This is a genomic window from Duganella sp. CF402 (genome assembly GCF_900109645.1).
In the GTDB taxonomy this organism is placed as follows: Bacteria; Pseudomonadota; Gammaproteobacteria; order Burkholderiales; family Burkholderiaceae_D; genus Rugamonas.
This window is the reverse complement of record NZ_FOBG01000001.1, coordinates 2,978,082-2,994,865: the sequence shown is the minus strand read 5'-3', so window position 1 is coordinate 2,994,865 and position 16,784 is coordinate 2,978,082. Positions and strand designations below refer to the sequence as shown.

Annotated in this window: 16 protein-coding genes and 1 tRNA gene; 8 read left to right on the top strand and 9 right to left on the bottom strand. The window is 63.3% G+C overall.

Annotated features, from left to right (window positions below; genetic code table 11):
- Positions 1 to 18 precede the first annotated feature (18 nt).
- Genes BMZ70_RS13455 through BMZ70_RS13440 form a run of 4 tightly spaced genes read right to left on the bottom strand, consistent with a single transcriptional unit; the run spans position 19 to position 2,414 of the window.
- Positions 19 to 531, bottom strand: a complete 513-nt coding sequence (locus tag BMZ70_RS13455; protein ID WP_092274920.1) for a GNAT family N-acetyltransferase — start codon at positions 529 to 531, stop codon at positions 19 to 21.
- The gene (locus BMZ70_RS13450) at positions 528 to 1,466 is read right to left on the bottom strand and encodes an alpha/beta fold hydrolase (RefSeq protein WP_092274917.1); all 939 of its coding nucleotides are present in this window, start codon (positions 1,464 to 1,466) and stop codon (positions 528 to 530) included. Before BMZ70_RS13450 ends, BMZ70_RS13455 begins: the two co-directional genes overlap by 4 nt.
- Positions 1,467 to 1,468: 2 nt before the next feature.
- Complete coding sequence (locus BMZ70_RS13445) at positions 1,469 to 1,651, bottom strand: hypothetical protein (RefSeq protein ID WP_092274914.1); 183 nt, start codon at positions 1,649 to 1,651, stop codon at positions 1,469 to 1,471.
- A gap of 55 nt (positions 1,652 to 1,706) precedes the next feature.
- The gene (locus BMZ70_RS13440) at positions 1,707 to 2,414 is read right to left on the bottom strand and encodes a TetR/AcrR family transcriptional regulator (RefSeq protein ID WP_092274911.1); all 708 of its coding nucleotides are present in this window, start codon (positions 2,412 to 2,414) and stop codon (positions 1,707 to 1,709) included.
- A 129-nt stretch (positions 2,415 to 2,543) separates the two neighbouring features.
- Between BMZ70_RS13440 and BMZ70_RS13435 the strand changes: the two genes are divergently transcribed.
- The 7 genes from BMZ70_RS13435 to BMZ70_RS13405 all read left to right on the top strand — a co-directional run bounded on the left by BMZ70_RS13435 (position 2,544) and on the right by BMZ70_RS13405 (position 11,574).
- The gene (locus BMZ70_RS13435) at positions 2,544 to 3,659 is read left to right on the top strand and encodes an HlyD family secretion protein (protein ID WP_092274909.1); all 1,116 of its coding nucleotides are present in this window, start codon (positions 2,544 to 2,546) and stop codon (positions 3,657 to 3,659) included.
- A 14-nt stretch (positions 3,660 to 3,673) separates the two neighbouring features.
- Positions 3,674 to 5,260, top strand: coding sequence for a DHA2 family efflux MFS transporter permease subunit (locus BMZ70_RS13430; protein WP_092274906.1), 1,587 nt, complete (start codon positions 3,674 to 3,676; stop codon positions 5,258 to 5,260).
- Positions 5,261 to 5,283: 23 nt separating this feature from the next.
- Entirely contained in the window at positions 5,284 to 6,756 is a 1,473-nt protein-coding gene (locus BMZ70_RS13425; protein ID WP_092274903.1) for an efflux transporter outer membrane subunit, read from the top strand.
- Between the two features lie 99 nt (positions 6,757 to 6,855).
- The gene (locus BMZ70_RS13420; protein WP_092274900.1) at positions 6,856 to 8,568 is read left to right on the top strand and encodes a dipeptidyl-peptidase 3 family protein; all 1,713 of its coding nucleotides are present in this window, start codon (positions 6,856 to 6,858) and stop codon (positions 8,566 to 8,568) included.
- 80 nt (positions 8,569 to 8,648) lie between these two features.
- Positions 8,649 to 9,308 carry a hypothetical protein gene (locus BMZ70_RS13415; RefSeq protein ID WP_092277827.1) on the top strand — a complete coding sequence of 220 codons (660 nt, stop codon included), beginning with the start codon at positions 8,649 to 8,651 and terminating at the stop codon, positions 9,306 to 9,308.
- 87 nt (positions 9,309 to 9,395) lie between these two features.
- Positions 9,396 to 10,106, top strand: coding sequence for a BON domain-containing protein (locus BMZ70_RS13410; RefSeq protein WP_092274898.1), 711 nt, complete (start codon positions 9,396 to 9,398; stop codon positions 10,104 to 10,106).
- 160 nt (positions 10,107 to 10,266) lie between these two features.
- The gene (locus BMZ70_RS13405) at positions 10,267 to 11,574 is read left to right on the top strand and encodes an MFS transporter (RefSeq protein WP_092274895.1); all 1,308 of its coding nucleotides are present in this window, start codon (positions 10,267 to 10,269) and stop codon (positions 11,572 to 11,574) included.
- A gap of 5 nt (positions 11,575 to 11,579) precedes the next feature.
- Here BMZ70_RS13405 and BMZ70_RS13400 read toward each other — a convergent pair whose 3' ends face one another.
- Positions 11,580 to 11,960 carry an MAPEG family protein gene (locus tag BMZ70_RS13400; RefSeq protein ID WP_092274892.1) on the bottom strand — a complete coding sequence of 127 codons (381 nt, stop codon included), beginning with the start codon at positions 11,958 to 11,960 and terminating at the stop codon, positions 11,580 to 11,582.
- A gap of 12 nt (positions 11,961 to 11,972) precedes the next feature.
- Positions 11,973 to 14,084 carry a dipeptidyl-peptidase 5 gene (locus BMZ70_RS13395; RefSeq protein WP_092274889.1) on the bottom strand — a complete coding sequence of 704 codons (2,112 nt, stop codon included), beginning with the start codon at positions 14,082 to 14,084 and terminating at the stop codon, positions 11,973 to 11,975.
- A gap of 95 nt (positions 14,085 to 14,179) precedes the next feature.
- On the opposite strand from BMZ70_RS13395, the gene BMZ70_RS13390 reads away from it, so the two are divergent.
- Positions 14,180 to 15,025, top strand: a complete 846-nt coding sequence (locus BMZ70_RS13390) for a PhzF family phenazine biosynthesis protein (RefSeq protein WP_092274886.1) — start codon at positions 14,180 to 14,182, stop codon at positions 15,023 to 15,025.
- Here BMZ70_RS13390 and BMZ70_RS13385 read toward each other — a convergent pair whose 3' ends face one another.
- The 3 genes from BMZ70_RS13385 to BMZ70_RS13375 all read right to left on the bottom strand — a co-directional run bounded on the left by BMZ70_RS13385 (position 15,026) and on the right by BMZ70_RS13375 (position 16,756).
- Positions 15,026 to 15,754 carry a substrate-binding periplasmic protein gene (locus tag BMZ70_RS13385; protein WP_092277825.1) on the bottom strand — a complete coding sequence of 243 codons (729 nt, stop codon included), beginning with the start codon at positions 15,752 to 15,754 and terminating at the stop codon, positions 15,026 to 15,028.
- Positions 15,755 to 15,795: 41 nt separating this feature from the next.
- Positions 15,796 to 16,578 (bottom strand): substrate-binding periplasmic protein, encoded by a 783-nt coding sequence (locus tag BMZ70_RS13380; RefSeq protein WP_092274883.1) that lies wholly within the window; start codon positions 16,576 to 16,578, stop codon positions 15,796 to 15,798.
- Positions 16,579 to 16,680: 102 nt separating this feature from the next.
- Positions 16,681 to 16,756 (bottom strand) — tRNA-Lys (locus BMZ70_RS13375).
- Between the last annotated feature and the right edge of the window lie 28 nt (positions 16,757 to 16,784).

The window sequence follows — 16,784 nt, the reverse complement described above, 5'->3', positions numbered from 1 at the left end:
ATGATAATTTTTTAGGGCTTACAAGCGGCACTGGAACAGGTGCGACACGTGCGCAACGCCGTGTACCTGTACCACCTGCGGCGGCACCAGCGCGTCGCGGGTGAAGCCGCATTTGTCCATCACGCGTTTTGAGCCGGCGTTCTGGTCCGAGATCCAGGCGTTGAGGATGCGCAGGCCGTACCGCGTGCGCGCCAGTTCCTGCAAATAGGCCAGCGCCTGGCTGGCCAATCCCTTGCGTGCTTCGTCGTGGGCGATGCGGTAGCCTACTTCGCCGCTGCCGGCCACGCGGTCGATGCGGCGCAGGTTGGCGCGGCCGATGATGGTCGTGCCGTCGTCGCTGGTCAGCACGCAAGGATGCATCACGCCGGCGGCGTAGCTGTCCAGATAATCCGCGATGTGGGCGTCCACACCGGCCGCTGAATAAAACGCCGGATCGCGCGCCTCCACGTGCTGCTCGAACCACGCGCGGTTGGCGGTTTCAAACGCCAGCAGGCGTTCGCCATCGTCGGCTTGCAGCGTGCGGATGATCATGGATGGTCCTCCAGATAAGCCAGTATGCGCTGGTTGAACAGGGCGGTCTGCTCCATCTGCGGCAGGTGGCCCGACTGGTCTATTTCAGTATAGGTCGTCGATGGAATGGCGTTGCGGATGTGCGCTGCCTGCGTCACCGGGATCACCGGATCCTGCTTGCCCCACAGTAGATGCACCGGCGTGCCGTTCCTCGCGATGGCAGCGTAGATGGCGTCGAAATTTTCACGCGACAGGCTCAGTCGCGAACGATACAGCGCGCGGCCAAAGCCATAGAACGCCATCTGCGGGCGATAGCGCTCGGCCCAGCCGGGGAATTGTTCAGGATGCAGGAAGTCGCTGCTCTGGTTATCGGCCATCGTCGGCACGTACTGGGTCTGGAACAGGTAAGGGCCGAGCAGCGGCGTGGCCAGCTGCCACGGAATGACCGGCGCGCTGTTGGATGGATCGACCAGGTTCAGGGTGCGGATGCGCTGCGGATGCGTCGAGGCGTAATGCGCGCTGACGTAGCCGCCGAAGGACAGGCCGAACAAATCGATCTTGCCCTCGACCTTGAGCGCCTTCAGCAAATCATCCAGCTGGCGGTCGTAGAAGGCGCCATCGTAGGCGGCGTCCGGCCGGTCGGACAGGCCGCGGCCAAACAGGTCGTAACGGATCACGCGGTAGCCGGCGTCGCGCAGTGCGGCAAAGGTGGGATCCCAGATGTAGGACGGCACCGAGAAGCCATGCACCAGCACCGCCACGCGGCCATTCTGCCGGCCAGCGGCCTCGTAATAGGTGACGCCGTCACCGAGCGTGGCAAACGCGCCGGGCGCGCCATTATGCTCACGCACCGAGGCGGTTAACGCGCGCCGTTCGGGATTGCGGTCGTGGTGGTAGGCCGTCAGGCCGGCGACCGCCAGCACCAAAGCCAGCAAGACCCAGCGCAGCCGGCTCATGCTCAGTTGACGGTGAAGCGGGATGGGATTTCAATGCCGCCGTTGCGGGCTGCCTCGGCGTAGGCCTTCAGCTCGGCGATAACGGCGTCCAGTTGCTCCTGGCCCGGCTCGGCCTGGAAATGCTTGATGCGCTCGTTCATGAGCGTGATTTGTTTGCTCCAGTCCAGACGATTCGTTTTGCTCATATACGCTCCGATTACAAAAAATCAGTATAGAACAAATAACAAAATTGTGCGTGGTTTAGCGTTTTACGCCGCGCAAGAACAAGTCCAGTCCTTCGGCAGCGCGCACGCGCAGCTCGTCCAGTGTTGGCGGCTGGGTGATGGGGAACAGCAGGCGTGTCATCTGGTCGCCCATGATGCAGTTGAGCAGGAACACCGGCAGCACTTCCGGCCGCAAGTCCGGGCGCAACTGGGCGCGGATGTCGGGACGGGCAAAGAAGCGGTTCAGCTCTTCGCGGGTGCGCTGCGGGCCGGCGGTGAAGAAGGTCTCGGCCAGTTCCGGCGTCGAGCGGGCCTCGGCCACCACCATGCGGTGCAGGCTGCAGAAGGTCGGCAGCGAGATCAGTTCGAGGAAGCGCAGCGAAAAATCGCTGAGGATCTCTTCCATCGGACGCGGATCGGTTTCCATGTTGTCCATGCCGCCGAAGAAGCGGGCGCGGCCGTCGGCGATGACGGCGTTCAGCAGCCCGGCCTTGCCGCCGAACTTGACGTAGATGGTGCGCACTGCCACGTGGGCTTCGCGCGCAATCATTTCCAGGCTGACCTTGCTATAGCCTTTTTCCAGGAACAGCTGGCCGGCCGTGTGCAGCAGGGCGACCCGGCGCGCTTCTTTGTCGGCCGCGCGCGGACGACCGGCAGCCTTGCCGTAGCAATGTTCAGGAAGTGTGCCTTCTGGACAATCTTGCTCATCCAGCACGGCGGCGTCGGTCAGGTCGGTCTTGTTCATGGCGGAGAATGATAACGAATGCCGACATGCTAGTCCAAAAAAAAATGAAATGCAATCGTTTCATTTCTTGACTTTGGCCTGAAACTGACGATAATGCTCCTATCTCATTTCATTTTCTGGAGCTCCTTCATGTCCACCCAAGAACAAAAACTCAGTGCCGTGCCTGCCGCTCCAGCCGCTGCCCCGGCAGCGCCGGCCCAGCAACCTAACCGCCGCGTGCTGGTGGTTGCCGCCATCGTCGCGCTGGCCGCTTTGGCCGCCGGCGGCCGCATGTGGTACCGCAGCCATTTCTACGTCGAGACCGAAAATGCCTACGTGGCCGGCCACGTGACCCCGGTATCGACCCGCATCGCCGGCGTCGTCACCAAGGTGCTGATCGACGATAACCAACTGGTCAAGGAAGGCGATGTGATCGCCGAGCTGGATCCGTTCGACCAGGGCGTGAAAGTGGAGCAGATCCAAGCGCAGATCGCCTCGGCCCAGCAGCAGGTATCGCAGGCCGACGCCCAGATCGCACAAGTGCAGGCGCAAGCCAGCGCCGCCGCCGCCCAGGTGGCGCAGTCGGAAGCGCAACTGGTGCGCGCCAAGCAGGACGCCGAGCGTTTCGGCCAGCTGTATAACAGCCAGATGAAAGCCGTATCGAAGGCTGAGCTGGATGCCGCCGTCGCCACCCGTGCCAGCGCTACCGCCGATGTCGCCGCCCGCAAGGACAGCGCCACCGCCGCCAAGGCGCAAATCGCTTCGGCCAAATCGGCGCGCGACGTGCTGAGCGCGCAGATCGCCGTGCTGCAAGTACAACTGAAGGACGCCAAACAGCAACTGGCTTACAACAAGATTCTGGCGCCAGTCTCGGGCCGCATCGGCAAGCGCACCATCGAGGTGGGCCAGCGCGTGCAACCGGGCCAGCAGCTGACCGCCATCGTGCAGGAGAATGTGTGGCTGACCGCGAACTTCAAGGAAACCCAGCTGGCGGACATGAAGGTGGGCCAGGAAGTCAAAGTCACCATCGACGCGCTGCCGGGCAAGGAACTGATCGGCAAAGTGGACAGCTTCTCGCCAGCATCGGGCGCGCAATTCGCGCTGCTGCCGGCCGATAACGCCACCGGTAACTTCACCAAGATCGTGCAGCGCGTGCCGGTCAAAGTCACCTTCAAGCCGGAAGACGTGAAAGCCCTGAGCGGCCGCCTGGTGCCAGGCATGTCGGCGATCGCTGAAGTAGCGATCAACCAGAAAGACGCCAAGTAATCAAGGAGCCTTTGATGGCTAGTACTACTTTTGTCCCGCCGATGCCGAGCGAGAAGGTCTCGGCACGCACATGGATGGCGGTTGCCGCCGGCATGCTGGGCGCCTTCATGGCGGTGCTGGATATCCAGATCACCAACTCGTCGCTGAAAGACATCCTCGGCACGCTGTCGGCCACGCAGGAAGAGGGCTCGTGGATCGCCACCGCCTACCTGGTGGCGGAGATCATCGTGATTCCGATGACCGGCCTGTTCGTGCGCGTGTTCGGCATGCGCGGCTACATGATGGGCACCACCAGCCTGTTCCTGCTGTTCTCCACGCTGTGCGGCTTCGCCTGGAACCTGCCCAGCATGATCGCCTTCCGCATGTTGCAGGGTTTCACCGGCGGCGCGCTGATTCCAATGGCGATGACGCTGGTGATGGCCAAGCTGCCTGCGTCCAAGCGCGCGACCGGCATGGCCATCTTCGGCCTGACCGCCACGCTGGCGCCATCGATGGGGCCTACGCTGGGCGGCTATCTGAGCGAGCTGTATGGCTGGCCGTCGATCTTCTACATCAACTGGGTGCCCGGCCTGCTGCTGATCGGCGGTATTGCGCTCGGCCTCGATGAAGAGAAGCCGAACCTGTCGGCACTGTTCAATGCCGACTGGCTGGGCATCGGCTTCATGGCGATGGGCCTCGGCAGCCTGACCATCTTCCTTGAAGAAGGCAACAGCAAGGACTGGTTCGACTCGGCGTTCATCAACACCTTTGCCGCGCTGGCGATTGTCGGCCTGCTGGGCTGGGTCGTGACCAGCACCATGCGCAAGCAGCCGTTTGTGAACCTGGGCTTGTACGGCACCCGCAACTTCGCCGCCGCCACCGCGCTGTCGATGGCGATGGGCATGGGCTTGTACGGTTCGTCGTTCATCCTGCCGCTGTTCCTGGCGCAGATTCCGGGCTACTCGCCGATGCAGATCGGTGAAGTCATCATGTGGGCCGGCCTGCCGCAGCTGTTCTTTATGCCGTTCGTGGCCAAGCTGTCGTCCAAGGTCGACAACCGCATCCTGTGTTCGTTCGGCCTGCTGCTGTTCGGCGGCTCCTGCCTGATGAATGCCTACATGGACGCCACCACCGGTTACGACCAGCTGCTGCTGTCGCAGATCGTGCGCTCGCTGGGCCAGCCGTTCGTGATGCTGACCTTGTCGAACTTTGCGATGAACGGCATCCAGCCGAAAGACATGCCATCGGCATCGAGCCTGATCAACATGACCCGTAACCTGGGCGGTTCGATCGGTATCGCGCTGCTGGCCACCTCGCTGACCAACCGCGAACACTTCCATTCGGCCCGTCTCGGCGAATCGGTCAGCAATTTCGCGCTGGCGACGCAGGAACGCCTGAGCACCCTGACTTCGTCGTTCATCGCCAAGGGCTTCGACAGCGCCACCGCGTCGGACATGGCCTTGAAAGCGGTCGACGGCATCGTGCGCCGCGAAGCGTATGTGATGGCTTACAACGACGGCTTCTTCCTGGTTGCGATGGTGCTGTTTGCCTGCATCGGCGTGCTGTGGTTCTCGGACAAAGTCAAAGCCCCTTCGGGTGGCGGTGGCGGCGGCGCTCACTAACAAAAAAATTTAAGAGGTAAATCATGTTGAATTCAGCTTTGAAGCGCCTGACGCTCGCTGTTTCCGTCACTTTGGCAGTCACCGGCTGCGCCACCGTCGGCACCGATTTCAAGGCGCCGGCCAATGTCGCCGATGCATCGTTCCGCCACCAGCCGCAAGCCGGCGCCAATGAAGCGCATCTGCCGGCGCAATGGTGGACCGTGTTTAACGACGCCACCCTGAACCGCCTGGAAGAAACCGCGCTGCGCGACAACCCAAGCGTGAAAGCCGCCGCACAGCGCCTGGTGCAGGCGCTGGAACAAGCCGGCGTGGCGCGCGCCAACGAGCAGCCGCAGTTGAGCGTCAACGCCGGCATCTCGAACTCGCGCACTTCGGCCGAAACGTCGCAAGGCCTGGCGCTGGGCCATCGGTCGATCAAGGGTAACAACTACGCGGTGGGTTCGAGCTTCTCGTATGAAGTGGACCTGCTGGGCCGCGTGCGCCGCCTGGTGGAAGCTTCGGACGCGCAAGCGCTGGCGGCCGAAGCGGACCGCGACGGCGTGCTGCTGGTGCTGTCGTCGCAACTGGCGACCACCTACTGGCAACTGCGTGGCCTCGACGCTGAAATCGCCATCCTGAAAGGCGCGCTGGATACCCGCCGCGAATCCGAAGAGCTGGTGACCGCGCGCTTCGACGCCGGCCTGTCGAATGAGCTGGACGTGTCGCGTGCCCGCATCGAGCGCGCCAACGCGCAAGCCGACCTGCACGAAGTGCAGCGCCAGCGCAACCTGCTGGAACACAGCCTGGCCACGCTGGTCGGCGCCTCGCCGTCGGCCATGCTGACCGCCGCCAATACCGGCGCCGATCTGCCGCAGCCGCCGGCGATTCCGGTCGGCCTGCCGGCCAGCCTGTTGTCGCAGCGTCCTGATTTGGCCGGCAGCGTGGCGACCCTGCGCGCCAACAATGCGCAGATCGGCGTGGCGGAAGGCGCGTTCTATCCATCGTTCTCGCTGACCGGCAATTTCGGTTTCGCTTCGGAGAGCCTGAGCAACCTGGCCAAGGGCGATGCCCGCCAGTTCAGCGTTGGTCCGCTGGCGCTGTCGCTGCCGATCTTCGACGGTGGCCGCAACAAGGCCAACCTGGCGATCGCCAAGGCGCGCTACGAAGAAGCCGTGGCCAATCACCAGACCAAGCTGTTGACCGCACTGCGCGAAGTGGAAGACGCGTTGTCGGACGTGCAGCAGCGCCAGTTGCAAGGCGATGCGCAGAAAGCCTCACAAGTGGCGGCGGCGCGCGGCTACCTGGTGGCGCGTGCCCGCTATGAGCGCGGCGTGTCGACCTACCTCGACGTGACCGATGCGCAGCGCAGCGCGCTGTCGGCCGATCGCGCGGCGGTGCAGATCAACACCCAGCGCATGCTGGCTGCGGTGGCGGTGGCGCGCTCGCTGGGCGCTGGCTGGCAGCCGTCGGCGCAGCTGGCGCAAGTGGCGCAGAACGGCGCCATTAAAGCGCAGTAAACTCGCAGTACCTTTTTACGCGGAAGAGGCCAGCGGCAGATGTGCCGCTGGTCCGAAGCGTTGCATTACAATGTGGGCCTCACTCTACAAGAGGACCACATGAAAAAAATCCTGCTCCCGCTAGCGCTCGTTGTTGCATCCACCTTTGCATGCGCCACCGCCTACGCCGCACCCGCCGGCGTGAATGACCTCAACAAGATGAGCAAGCGTTTCGCGCCGATCGCGCTGACCGCCGACACCGCGCATCTCTCCGCAGGCGACAAGAAAGCCATCGCCAAATTGATCGAGGCGGCCAAGATCATCGACGTGCTGCAGCTGCGCCAGCGCTGGTCCGGCAACGAAGCCCTGTGGGCCGCGCTGCAAAAGGACACCACGCCGCTGGGCAAGGCGCGCCTCAACTACTTCTGGCTGAACAAAGGCCCGTGGTCCATCCTCGATGACCACCAGTCCTTCCTGCCGGCCGAAGTGGGCGGCGTGACGGTGCCGGCCAAGAAGCCCGAAGGCGGCAACTTCTATCCGGAAGGCGCGACCAAGGCGGAGCTGGAAAACTGGATCAATGCCTTGCCGGCCGCCGACAAGGAGCAGGCGCAGTGGTTCTTCACCACCATCCGCAAGAACAAGGATGGCCAGTTCGCCATCGTGAAGTATTCCGATGAATACAAGGCCGACCTGCAGAAAGCCGCCGCGCTGCTCAAGCAGGCCGCCGCCGATACCGACAACGCCTCGCTGAAAAAATTCCTCGACCTGCGTGCCGACGCCTTCCTGAGCAACGACTACCTGGCTTCCGACTTCGCCTGGATGGACCTCGACTCGCCGGTCGACATCACCATCGGCCCCTACGAGACCTATAACGACGAGCTGTTTGGCTACAAGGCCGCGTTTGAAGCGTACGTGAATATCCGCGACGAGAAGGAAACCCGCAAGCTGGACTTCTTCGCCAAGCATATGCAGGAGCTGGAAGACAACCTGCCGCTGGATGCGCAGTATCGCAATCCGAAAGTCGGCGCGCTGGCGCCGATGGTGGTGGTCAATCAAGTCTATGGCGCCGGCGACGGCAACATGGGCGTGCAGACCGCCGCCTACAATTTGCCGAACGATGAACGCATCATCAGCCAGCGCGGCTCCAAGCGCGTGATGCTGAAGAACGTGCAGCAGGCGAAATTCAAATCGACACTGACGCCGATCGCCAAGCTGGTGCTGCGCCCGGCCGACCAGAAGGACGTCGATTTCGACTCCTTCTTCACCCACATCCTGGCGCACGAAATCACCCACGGTCTCGGCCCGCACATCACGAAAAACGGCGGCAAGGAATCGACCCCGCGCCAGGACTTGAAGGAAGCCTATTCCACCATCGAGGAAGCCAAGGCCGACATCACCGGCCTGTACGTGCTGGCCTGCATGATGGACAAGGGCCAGCTGCAAGGCACGCTGGGGCAGGGCGCTGCCGCTGAGCGCAAGCTGTACACCACCTTCCTCGCCTCGGCCTTCCGCACGCTGCACTTCGGCCTGACCGACTCGCACGCGCGCGGCATGGCGATCCAGATGAACTACCTGCTCGACAAGGGCGGTTTCATCTCGCACGGCGACGGCACCTTTGCGGTGGACTTCGGCAAAATCAAGCAGGCAGTGATCGACCTCGACCGCGAATTCCTGACCATCGAAGCGACCGGTGACTACGCGCGCGCCAAGGAGATGATGACCAAGTACGTGGTTATCCGCCCGGACGTGCAGAAGGCGCTGGACAAGATGAAGGCGGTGCCTAACGACATCCGCCCGGAATTCAAGACTGCCAATACCTTGTTGGGCAAGTAAGCATTCCAGTTTTTCTACGTAGTAATTTACCTGCCGCCGGGCAATTTTTCTTGCCCGGCGCATGCTACAGTTTGATCACCATGATCAAGCGCACCTTCCTCCCCTTGCTGTTGCTGGCTTCCAGCCTTGCCTCCGCCGCCGAGCTGACCGAGATGGAAATCCGCTGGCTCAAGGCGGGCGCCGCCGTTCTGACCCACGCCAAGCAGGAACTCAAGCTTCCGCTCGACATCACGGTACAACCACAGGCGCGCGCCACCGACGTGCCGCTGGCGCTGGGCTACGACAACGGCCGCTGCAAGCTGGTGCTCTCCATGCGCGGCAATCCGAATGCCGAAGTTATCCTGAACAACGTACCCGAAGATCAGCGCCCGCTGATGATCGAGGCAATGGTGGCGCACGAAATCGGCCATTGCTGGCGCTATGTGCAAGGCGAGTGGCATGTCGTGCCATCCGGCTTCGAAGAACGCCAGCAGCAGTCGGCCGCGCTGCGTGACACGCGGCGCGAGGAAGGCTATGCCGACCTGGTGGCGCTGGCGTGGATGCAGCAGCGCCATCCCGCTCAATACGCGGCGGTAGCTGGCTGGATGCAGCAGGTGCGTGCGCCATCGCCTTCGTCCGGTACCCATAGCACGCTGGTGTGGCTGCAGCAGGCGCCGACCGGTGCCGCCTTCGACACCGGCCTGCCGCTGTTCGAACAGGCCGACCGTCTGTGGCGCCAGGGCCTGTTGTTGGATCGCTAATTTCCCTTCTGTGTACGTTTCCGCACGGAGCGAGGCGCTGTGCGGGCGTTTAATGGTGTCCACCAACCACCACAAGAGGGACACATCATGAACAAACTGCTCTGTTTCGTACTGGCCTCCGCCGCCAGTGCTGCCTTTGCTGCCTCGCCGAACAACGATACGGTGGCGTACAAAGCGGCGATCACCAAATCCGACGCCGACTATAAAACCGCCAAGGCGGCCTGCGATGCACAATCCGGCAACGCCAAGGATGTCTGCCAGGAGCAGGCCAAGGTCAACCGCGCGAATGCGGAGTCGACCGCCGCCCTGCAGTACAAGAACGATAAAAAGTCCATCGAAAAAGCCCAGATCAATATCGCCGACGCCAACTACAACCTGGCCAAGGCCCAGTGCGCAACCAAGACCGGTGCCGACAAGGATAGCTGCCTGAGCGGCGCCAAGTCGCAGCACACGGCCTGGGTGCAGGATGCCAAGGCCGGCAAGCAGGCCGCTGATACGGCGCAAACCGGCATCGATTGCAGCGCCATGACCGGCACCGACAAGGCCGGTTGCGAAGCGCGTTCGAAAACCGCGCTGGCCAAGGACGCGCTGGCTGACTCCGCCATCACCACCAAGGTGAAAACCGAACTGCTGGCCGAGCCGGCGCTGAAATCGCTGGACGTGCACGTGGAAACCACCAACGGCACCGTGATGCTGAGCGGCTTCGTGCCATCGCAGGCGGAAGTCGATAAAGCGGTGGACGTGGCGCGTAATGTGAAGGGCGTGAATAAAGTGCAAAGTTCCCTGCGCATCAAGTAAAGGGCAGGCGGGCCACCCCAACCTCGCTCCGCCCCGGCGCCCGGCCGCGTATCCCCCAACGCGGCCGGGCGCCACCTTTTTTGCTTGTATTCATGATGATCATAATCTAAAATGGGCGCAAGCGTGCCTTCCGGCGCGCATCGCTATCGTGAGGATCTTCATGTTTGCACAACCGTTATCCAACTGGCTGCAGCGGCGCGGCCTGCATTTTTCCTGGGTCATCGTGACCCTGACCTTCCTGACCGCGCTGTCGTCGTCCGCCGCGCTCGGCTTGCCGGGCGCCTTGCTGCAGCCGCTGTCGAAGGAGTTCGGCTGGGACGTGGAGCAGATTTCGTCGGCGCTGGCAGTGCGTTTCGCACTGTTTGGTCTGATGGGACCGTTTGCCGCCATCCTGATGGAACGCTTCGGCCTGCGCAATGTGGTGGTGACGGCGCTGACGCTGGTGGCAGCCGGCATGGCGCTGGCCACGCAGATGACGCAGTTCTGGCACCTGGTGCTGTTTTGGGGCGTGATGCTGGGCGTCGGCTCGGGCATGACGGCGCTGGTGTTGAGCGCGGTGGTGTCGAATCGCTGGTTCGACAGCCATCGCGGCTTGGTGGTGGGCATCCTGACGGCCAGCTCGGCTACCGGCCAGCTGATCTTCCTGCCAGTGGCGGCGTGGATGATCGAGCGTTTCGGCTGGCGCTTGGCGGTGATGCCGGTGCTGGTCGCCTGCGCGGTAATGGCGGTGGCGGTGTATCTGCTGATGCGCAATCGCCCGAGCGATGTGGGCCTGGCACCGTATGGCGCCGCTGCCGGCACGCCGGTCGCCGCTGCCGCGCCGGCCATGCGCGTTACCTTTGCCACGCCGTTCAAGATTCTGGCGGAAGCCTCGCGCAGCCGCGTGTTCTGGATTTTGGCCGGCACCTTCTTCATCTGCGGCCTGAGCACGAATGGCCTGATCCAGACTCACTTCATTTCGCTGTGCGGCGACGCCGGTCTCGGCCCGGTGCCGGCGGCCTCGGTGCTGGCGATGATGGGCGCGTTCGACCTGGTCGGCACGATTGCGTCGGGCTGGCTGTCGGACCGCTACGATAACCGCAAGCTGCTGTTCATGTACTACGGCTTGCGCGGCTTGTCACTGCTGTGGCTGCCGTATTCGGAATTCACGCTGTATGGCTTGTCGATGTTCGCCATGTTCTACGGGTTGGACTGGATTGCGACGGTGCCGCCGACGGTCCGTTTGGCAGGCGCCACGTTCGGCAAGGAAAAGGCGGGGATGGTATTCGGCTGGATCTTTGCGGCCCACCAGCTGGGCGCGGCAGTCGCGGCTTACGGCGCGGGCCGTGTGCGCACTTTGCTGCTGACCTACGATCCGGCGTTGTTTGCGGCCGGTGCGGCCTGTCTGGTGGCGGCGGCGATTATCCTGCTGGTCCGCAAACCGGCAAGCGCTGCCGCAGCAGCGCCTGCACAGGCCAAGGCGGCTTAGTCGGCTTAGGCGAGGGTGAGGATGGCGATGCTGATGGCAACGCCGCCCACCCACACCAGCGTGCGCAACACATGCTGGTTGGCCAGGTACATGGCGACGTACACCAGCCGCGCCGCGATGAAGGCCATCGCCAGCTGATCGATGCGTCCCTGGTCCGCATGCGCCTGCTGGGCCAGTACCACGGCCGCGATGAACAGCGGCAGCGCTTCAAAGCCGTTCAGCTGCGCCGCGTTGGCGCGCGCTTTCCAGCCCTGCAGTCCAGACACCCACTCGCGCGGACGCTTGTTGTTATAAGCTTCCGCGCCACGCGATGTGATTTTCGCCAGGCCCACGGTCGCCGTGGGCAGCAGGCAGGCAATCATCACGCACCAGTTTGCAATCGTCATACAGTCTCCTTGTTATTTGAGGTATTTCGCCAACCAGCCGTGCACTTCGCTGTAGAAGTAGCGGCTGTTCTCGCCTTTGAGAATCCAGTGGTTCTCGTCCGGGAATACTAACAGCTTGCTCGGCACATTCAGGCGTTGCTGGGTGGCGAAGTTCATCAGCGCGTTGTTGGCCGGCACGCGGTAGTCGAGCTCGCCAACCGAGATCAGGATCGGTGTGCTAAAGCCGGTGCCCTTGGCGTGGTTGCCGCCTTGCAGGACCGGGCTTTGCTCGCGCCACACGGCCTTGTCGCCCCACACCGGGCCGCCGCTGTTGACCTCGCGGCCCCACACGCTGTCGCTGGTGCCCCATTGCATGATCAGGTCCATCTCGCCCGCGTGCGAGACGATGGCCTTGTAGCGCGTGGTGGTCGCTTGCAGCCAGTTGGCCAGGTGGCCGCCGTAGCTGGCGCCGCCTGCGGCCAGTTTGCTGCCGTCGACGTAGCTGTATTTTTTGACGGCTTCATCGACCGCTTCGTTGACTTCGTCGCCTGGGCCTTTGAGTGGATCGCCCTGGATCGCGCGCGCGAATTCCTCGCCGTAGCCGGTCGAGCCTTTGTAGTCGGTCAGCAGCACCACGTAGCCCGGTTGCGCCAGCAGGTGGTAGTTCCAGCGGATCACGAACTGGTCGCGCCACATATTGGCGGCGCCACCGTGGATCACCGCGAACAGCGGGTACTTCTTGTTCGGGTCGAAGTTGGCCGGCTTGACGATCATGTTGTGGATCATGCGGCCGTCGCTGGCCTTGAACCAGAAGTGTTCAGGCGCTTGCCAGTCGATGCTGGCCGCGCGCTCGGTGTTGAACGAGGTCAGGCGCTTCGGCGCGCCGTTGCCGAAGGCGTACACCTCCGGCGGATTGATCGACGATTCCCACACGCCCACCAGCGCCTTGCCGCCCGCGTTCAGCGAGTTGATGCTGCCGGTTGGCAGCGATGGCTCGTCGCGCACGTCGCCGCCGGCGTAGCTGACCGAGTGCAGCTGTTCCAGGCCCGCGTGTTCGAAGCTGAACACCACGCGGTTGCTGCCGGCCGGCAGTGCGTAGCGCGAGATCGAGCGGTCCAGCGACGCGGTCAGGATTTTTGGCGTCGGGTTGGTCACCGGCCAGGCCAGGCTGGCCAGGCGGCTGACGTCGTAGACTTTGCCTTCTTCCTCAGCTTCGGTCAGCGTGAACAGGGTCTTGCCGTCGGCGCTGAACTTGAGGTTGCTGTAGCTGTGCTTGTCGGCGGTCAGCTGGGTGGCTTCGCCGCCGGCCACCGGCAGGCTGTAGATTTGCGTGTAGGCCGAGGCGCGCGCCAGCTGGTCGCGGTTGGTCGAGGCCGAGAACACGACGGCCTTGCTGTCCGGCGCCCAGATCGCATCGAGCGACTGGCCTTCATCGCCCTGGCCGCCGCCGAAGCCCGGCAGCGCCGCCAGCTTGCTGCCGCTCAGCAGGTCGCGCGGCTTGGCATTGGCGTCGGCCGCCATCACGAACAGGCGCACTTGTTTGTCGTCCAGCCATTTGTCGAAGAAGCGCGGCGGGAAGCTTTCGTAGGCGCGCGCGCTGACCTTGCGGTCCTTGCGTTCCTTGGCGGTTTTCTTCACGTCTTCCTCGTTGGCGTTGCCGGGGAAGATGTCGCTGACGAACAGGATCTGCTTGCCGTCCGGGCTGAACTTCGGCTGGCGCGCGCCCAGGGTGAGCGTGGTCAGGCGCTGGGCTTCGCCGCCGCCGGCCACGTCGATGCGATAGATCTGGCCGGCGTCGTCGCCGTCGCGCTTGGCGACGAAGATCAGCTGCTTGCTGTCCGGCGACCAGTTGATCGCGCCTTCGCCTCCCTTGCTGAAAGTCAGCCGACGGGCAGGGCTGTCATCGCTTAGCGATTTGATCCACAGGTCGGACCATTGGTCCTTGCTGTCGTAGGCGGGATCGGTGACGGAGAACACGGTCCATTTGCCGTCGGGGCTAGGCTGTGGTGCGCCGACACGCTTCATCAGCCATACATCCTCGTGCGTGATGGCGTGTTTGGCTGCTACGGGATCGGCCGCAAAAGCCTGGCCCGTCAACTGGGCCGAAATGATGAAGGCAAGAAGAGAAAGTCGCGGTATAGTCATGGCGAGTTCGCTAAAAAGTCAGTGAAACAAAGATAGTGGCCATTACCGTCATTGCTGTCAATCAAGTTATCTATCCTATCGATCTCGGAGACATCATGCAGACCATTACCAAAGTTCACAAGGTTGCCGCCTTCACCACAGGTGAAGAGGGCGGCAATCCCGCCGGCGTGATGATCCGCGCCTCGTTGCCGGAGGAGCCGGCCATGCAGCGCATCGCTGCCGAAATGGGCTATTCGGAAACCGTGTTTGCCGCGCCGCAGGGCGACGGCTGGCGCGTGCGCTATTTTTCGCCGGATGGCGAGGTGGCGTTTTGCGGCCACGCCACCATCGCGCTGGGCGCCGTGCTGGCGCAGCAGAATGGCGATGGTATTTTTCCGCTGACCACCAACCACGCGAAGGTCACGGTCGAGGGCCGCGCCCACGGCAATGGCGCGACCGCCGCACTGCAATCGCCGGCCACCTCCAGTTCGCCCGCATCGCCGGCGCTGGTGCAGGAGGCCTTGAAATTGTTCGGCTATTCCGTGTCCGATCTCGATGACCGCATTCCGCCGGCGATCGCCAGCGGCGGCGTGCACCACCTGGTGCTGGCGCTGGCCAGCCGCGACAAGCTGCGCGCCATGCGCTACGAGCTGGGCGCGGGCCGCAGTCTGATGCAGCGCTACGGCCTGACCACCATCTCGCTGGTGCATGCGGAAACGCCGCAGCGCTTCCATGCGCGCAATCCGTTTGCGTCGAGCGGCGTGTACGAGGATCCGGCCACCGGTGCGGCAGCGGCGGCGCTGGCGGGCTATCTGCGCGACCTCGATTGGCCGCACGGCGGCGCGATCGACATCATCCAGGGCGAAGACATGGGCGCGCCTTGCCACCTGCAGGTGCAGATTCCGGATGAGGCGGGCAGTTCGATCCGGGTGTCGGGCAAGGCCCGCATGATCGGCGAGTAATCACTCCCACTTTTTCAACAAGCGCAGCATCTCGCCGGACTTTTCCAGCTGTTCGATGGCGCGCTGCACGCGCTGGCGCACGGCCGGATCGACGTGGGTGCCCATCGCCATGAAGACGTCGCTGGTGATCATCACGGTCGGCAGGATCTTGACTTTCTGGGCCGCACCGGCGCGCTCGATAAAGCCTTGCATGCCGGGCGCGCGGTGCAGGAAAAAGCGGCCGCGCCCGGCGATCAGTTTTTGCAGATTCATGGCCGGGCTGGTGGCGCTGGGATCGACCTGCAGGCCGCCGAGGCGGGCCAGCATGTCCGGCGAGACGTAGCCGCGATTGGTCAGGATGATGGCCTGCGGGCCGAGCTTGCGCACATCGTCCCAGTTGTTGATGACCACCGGATCGTCGGCGCGCACAATCAGCTGATAGCGCAGCTGGAACAGGGGCGGATCGAGGAAGATGTACTGGCGCGCGCGCTCGTCGGTGCGTTGCACGGCGCACAGGGCGTCGTGCTGGTGGGTGGCCAGTTCGGAGTGGGCGCGCAGCAGCGGCAGCCATTGCTGGTCGCCGGTGAATTGCACACTCGGCTCGACCTTTTCAATCGCGCGGAACAGGTCGACGCACAGGCCGACCACGCGGCCGATGCCGGCCGGGATGAACTTGGGCTCGGTGCCTTCCTGCGCCACCACTTTCAGCACGGTGGGCGCGGCGTGGGCGGCAGGGACGAGCGCCAGCATGCCGCAGCAGAGCAGCAACGCTTGCAACCGAGGTGGCAGGTTTAGTCCCATTTGCGCATCAGCCTTTCCAAGTCCCCTTTTTTCTCCAGTGTGAACAGCGCGCCGGCGACGCGATCGGCAATCTTGCCATCCAGCTGCTTGTTGGTGGCGAAATACAGCTTGGCGCTGTACATCACCTGCGGCAGGATCTTCACCTTGCTGGTGGTGTCGGTCCGCTCGAGCAGCTTTTGCAGGCCGGGGCCGCGATGGAAATACAGGCGGCCACGTCCGGCTATCAATTTTTGCAGATTCAGCTCCTGATGGGTAGAGCTGGCGTCGACTTCGATGCCGCCCATCGCCGCCAGGATGTCGCCGGCGGCGAAGCCACGGTTGACCAGCACCACGCCATTGGGCGCCAGCTTGCGCACGTCGTCCCACGAGTGGATTTCAATGGGGTCGTTGCTGCGCACGAGGAAATGGTATTCGATGCTGAACAGCGCCGGGCCGATGAAGTTGAAGCGCTTTTCGCGTTCGGCAGTGCGCTGGACTGCGCACTGCACATCCTCGATGCCAGTTTCGAGCTCGGAATAGGCGCGGATCAGCGGCTTCCATTTCTGGTCGCCGACGAAGCGCAGGCCGGGATCGAGTTGCTCGATGGCGCGCATGATATCGATGCACAGGCCGACAATGTGGTTCTTTCCTGCGGCCATGAATTTGGGTTCGGTGCCTTCCTGTGCGGCGGTACGCAGCAGCGTTGGCGATGATGATGGCCCGGCGGCGGCCAGCAAAGGAATCCAGCAGGCTGCCAGCAGCAGCCGTTTCCATTTGCCATGCCCAGCCGTCATATCATCCCCAAAGAATCCGGCGCCTCGCGCTCTTTGCACCTAGCTTACACGGATGATGGGCGAAAAAAAAGCTTCCGGTTGGAAGCTTTTTTAGGAATTCGGTGGTAGGCCGTGCGGGATTCGAACCTGCGACCAACGGATTAAAAGTCCGCTGCTCTACCAGCTGAGCTAACGACCCCCGAAAGAGGCCGTATTATAGACTGGTT

Excerpts from the sequence above, each read along its gene's own strand:
- BMZ70_RS13445 (WP_092274914.1), bottom strand. The coding sequence starts at position 1,651 with ATGAGCAAAACGAATCGTCTGGACTGGAGCAAACAAATCACGCTCATG.
- BMZ70_RS13410 (WP_092274898.1), top strand. The coding sequence starts at position 9,396 with ATGAACAAACTGCTCTGTTTCGTACTGGCCTCCGCCGCCAGTGCTGCC.
- BMZ70_RS13395 (WP_092274889.1), bottom strand. The coding sequence starts at position 14,084 with ATGACTATACCGCGACTTTCTCTTCTTGCCTTCATCATTTCGGCCCAG.
- BMZ70_RS13385 (WP_092277825.1), bottom strand. The coding sequence starts at position 15,754 with ATGCTGGCGCTCGTCCCTGCCGCCCACGCCGCGCCCACCGTGCTGAAA.
- BMZ70_RS13420 (WP_092274900.1), top strand. The coding sequence starts at position 6,856 with ATGAAAAAAATCCTGCTCCCGCTAGCGCTCGTTGTTGCATCCACCTTT.
- BMZ70_RS13455 (WP_092274920.1), bottom strand. The coding sequence starts at position 531 with ATGATCATCCGCACGCTGCAAGCCGACGATGGCGAACGCCTGCTGGCG.
- BMZ70_RS13435 (WP_092274909.1), top strand. The coding sequence starts at position 2,544 with ATGTCCACCCAAGAACAAAAACTCAGTGCCGTGCCTGCCGCTCCAGCC.
- BMZ70_RS13415 (WP_092277827.1), top strand. The coding sequence starts at position 8,649 with ATGATCAAGCGCACCTTCCTCCCCTTGCTGTTGCTGGCTTCCAGCCTT.
- BMZ70_RS13440 (WP_092274911.1), bottom strand. The coding sequence starts at position 2,414 with ATGAACAAGACCGACCTGACCGACGCCGCCGTGCTGGATGAGCAAGAT.
- BMZ70_RS13405 (WP_092274895.1), top strand. The coding sequence starts at position 10,267 with ATGTTTGCACAACCGTTATCCAACTGGCTGCAGCGGCGCGGCCTGCAT.
- BMZ70_RS13380 (WP_092274883.1), bottom strand. The coding sequence starts at position 16,578 with ATGACGGCTGGGCATGGCAAATGGAAACGGCTGCTGCTGGCAGCCTGC.
- BMZ70_RS13430 (WP_092274906.1), top strand. The coding sequence starts at position 3,674 with ATGGCTAGTACTACTTTTGTCCCGCCGATGCCGAGCGAGAAGGTCTCG.
- BMZ70_RS13425 (WP_092274903.1), top strand. The coding sequence starts at position 5,284 with ATGTTGAATTCAGCTTTGAAGCGCCTGACGCTCGCTGTTTCCGTCACT.
- BMZ70_RS13390 (WP_092274886.1), top strand. The coding sequence starts at position 14,180 with ATGCAGACCATTACCAAAGTTCACAAGGTTGCCGCCTTCACCACAGGT.
- BMZ70_RS13400 (WP_092274892.1), bottom strand. The coding sequence starts at position 11,960 with ATGACGATTGCAAACTGGTGCGTGATGATTGCCTGCCTGCTGCCCACG.
- BMZ70_RS13450 (WP_092274917.1), bottom strand. The coding sequence starts at position 1,466 with ATGAGCCGGCTGCGCTGGGTCTTGCTGGCTTTGGTGCTGGCGGTCGCC.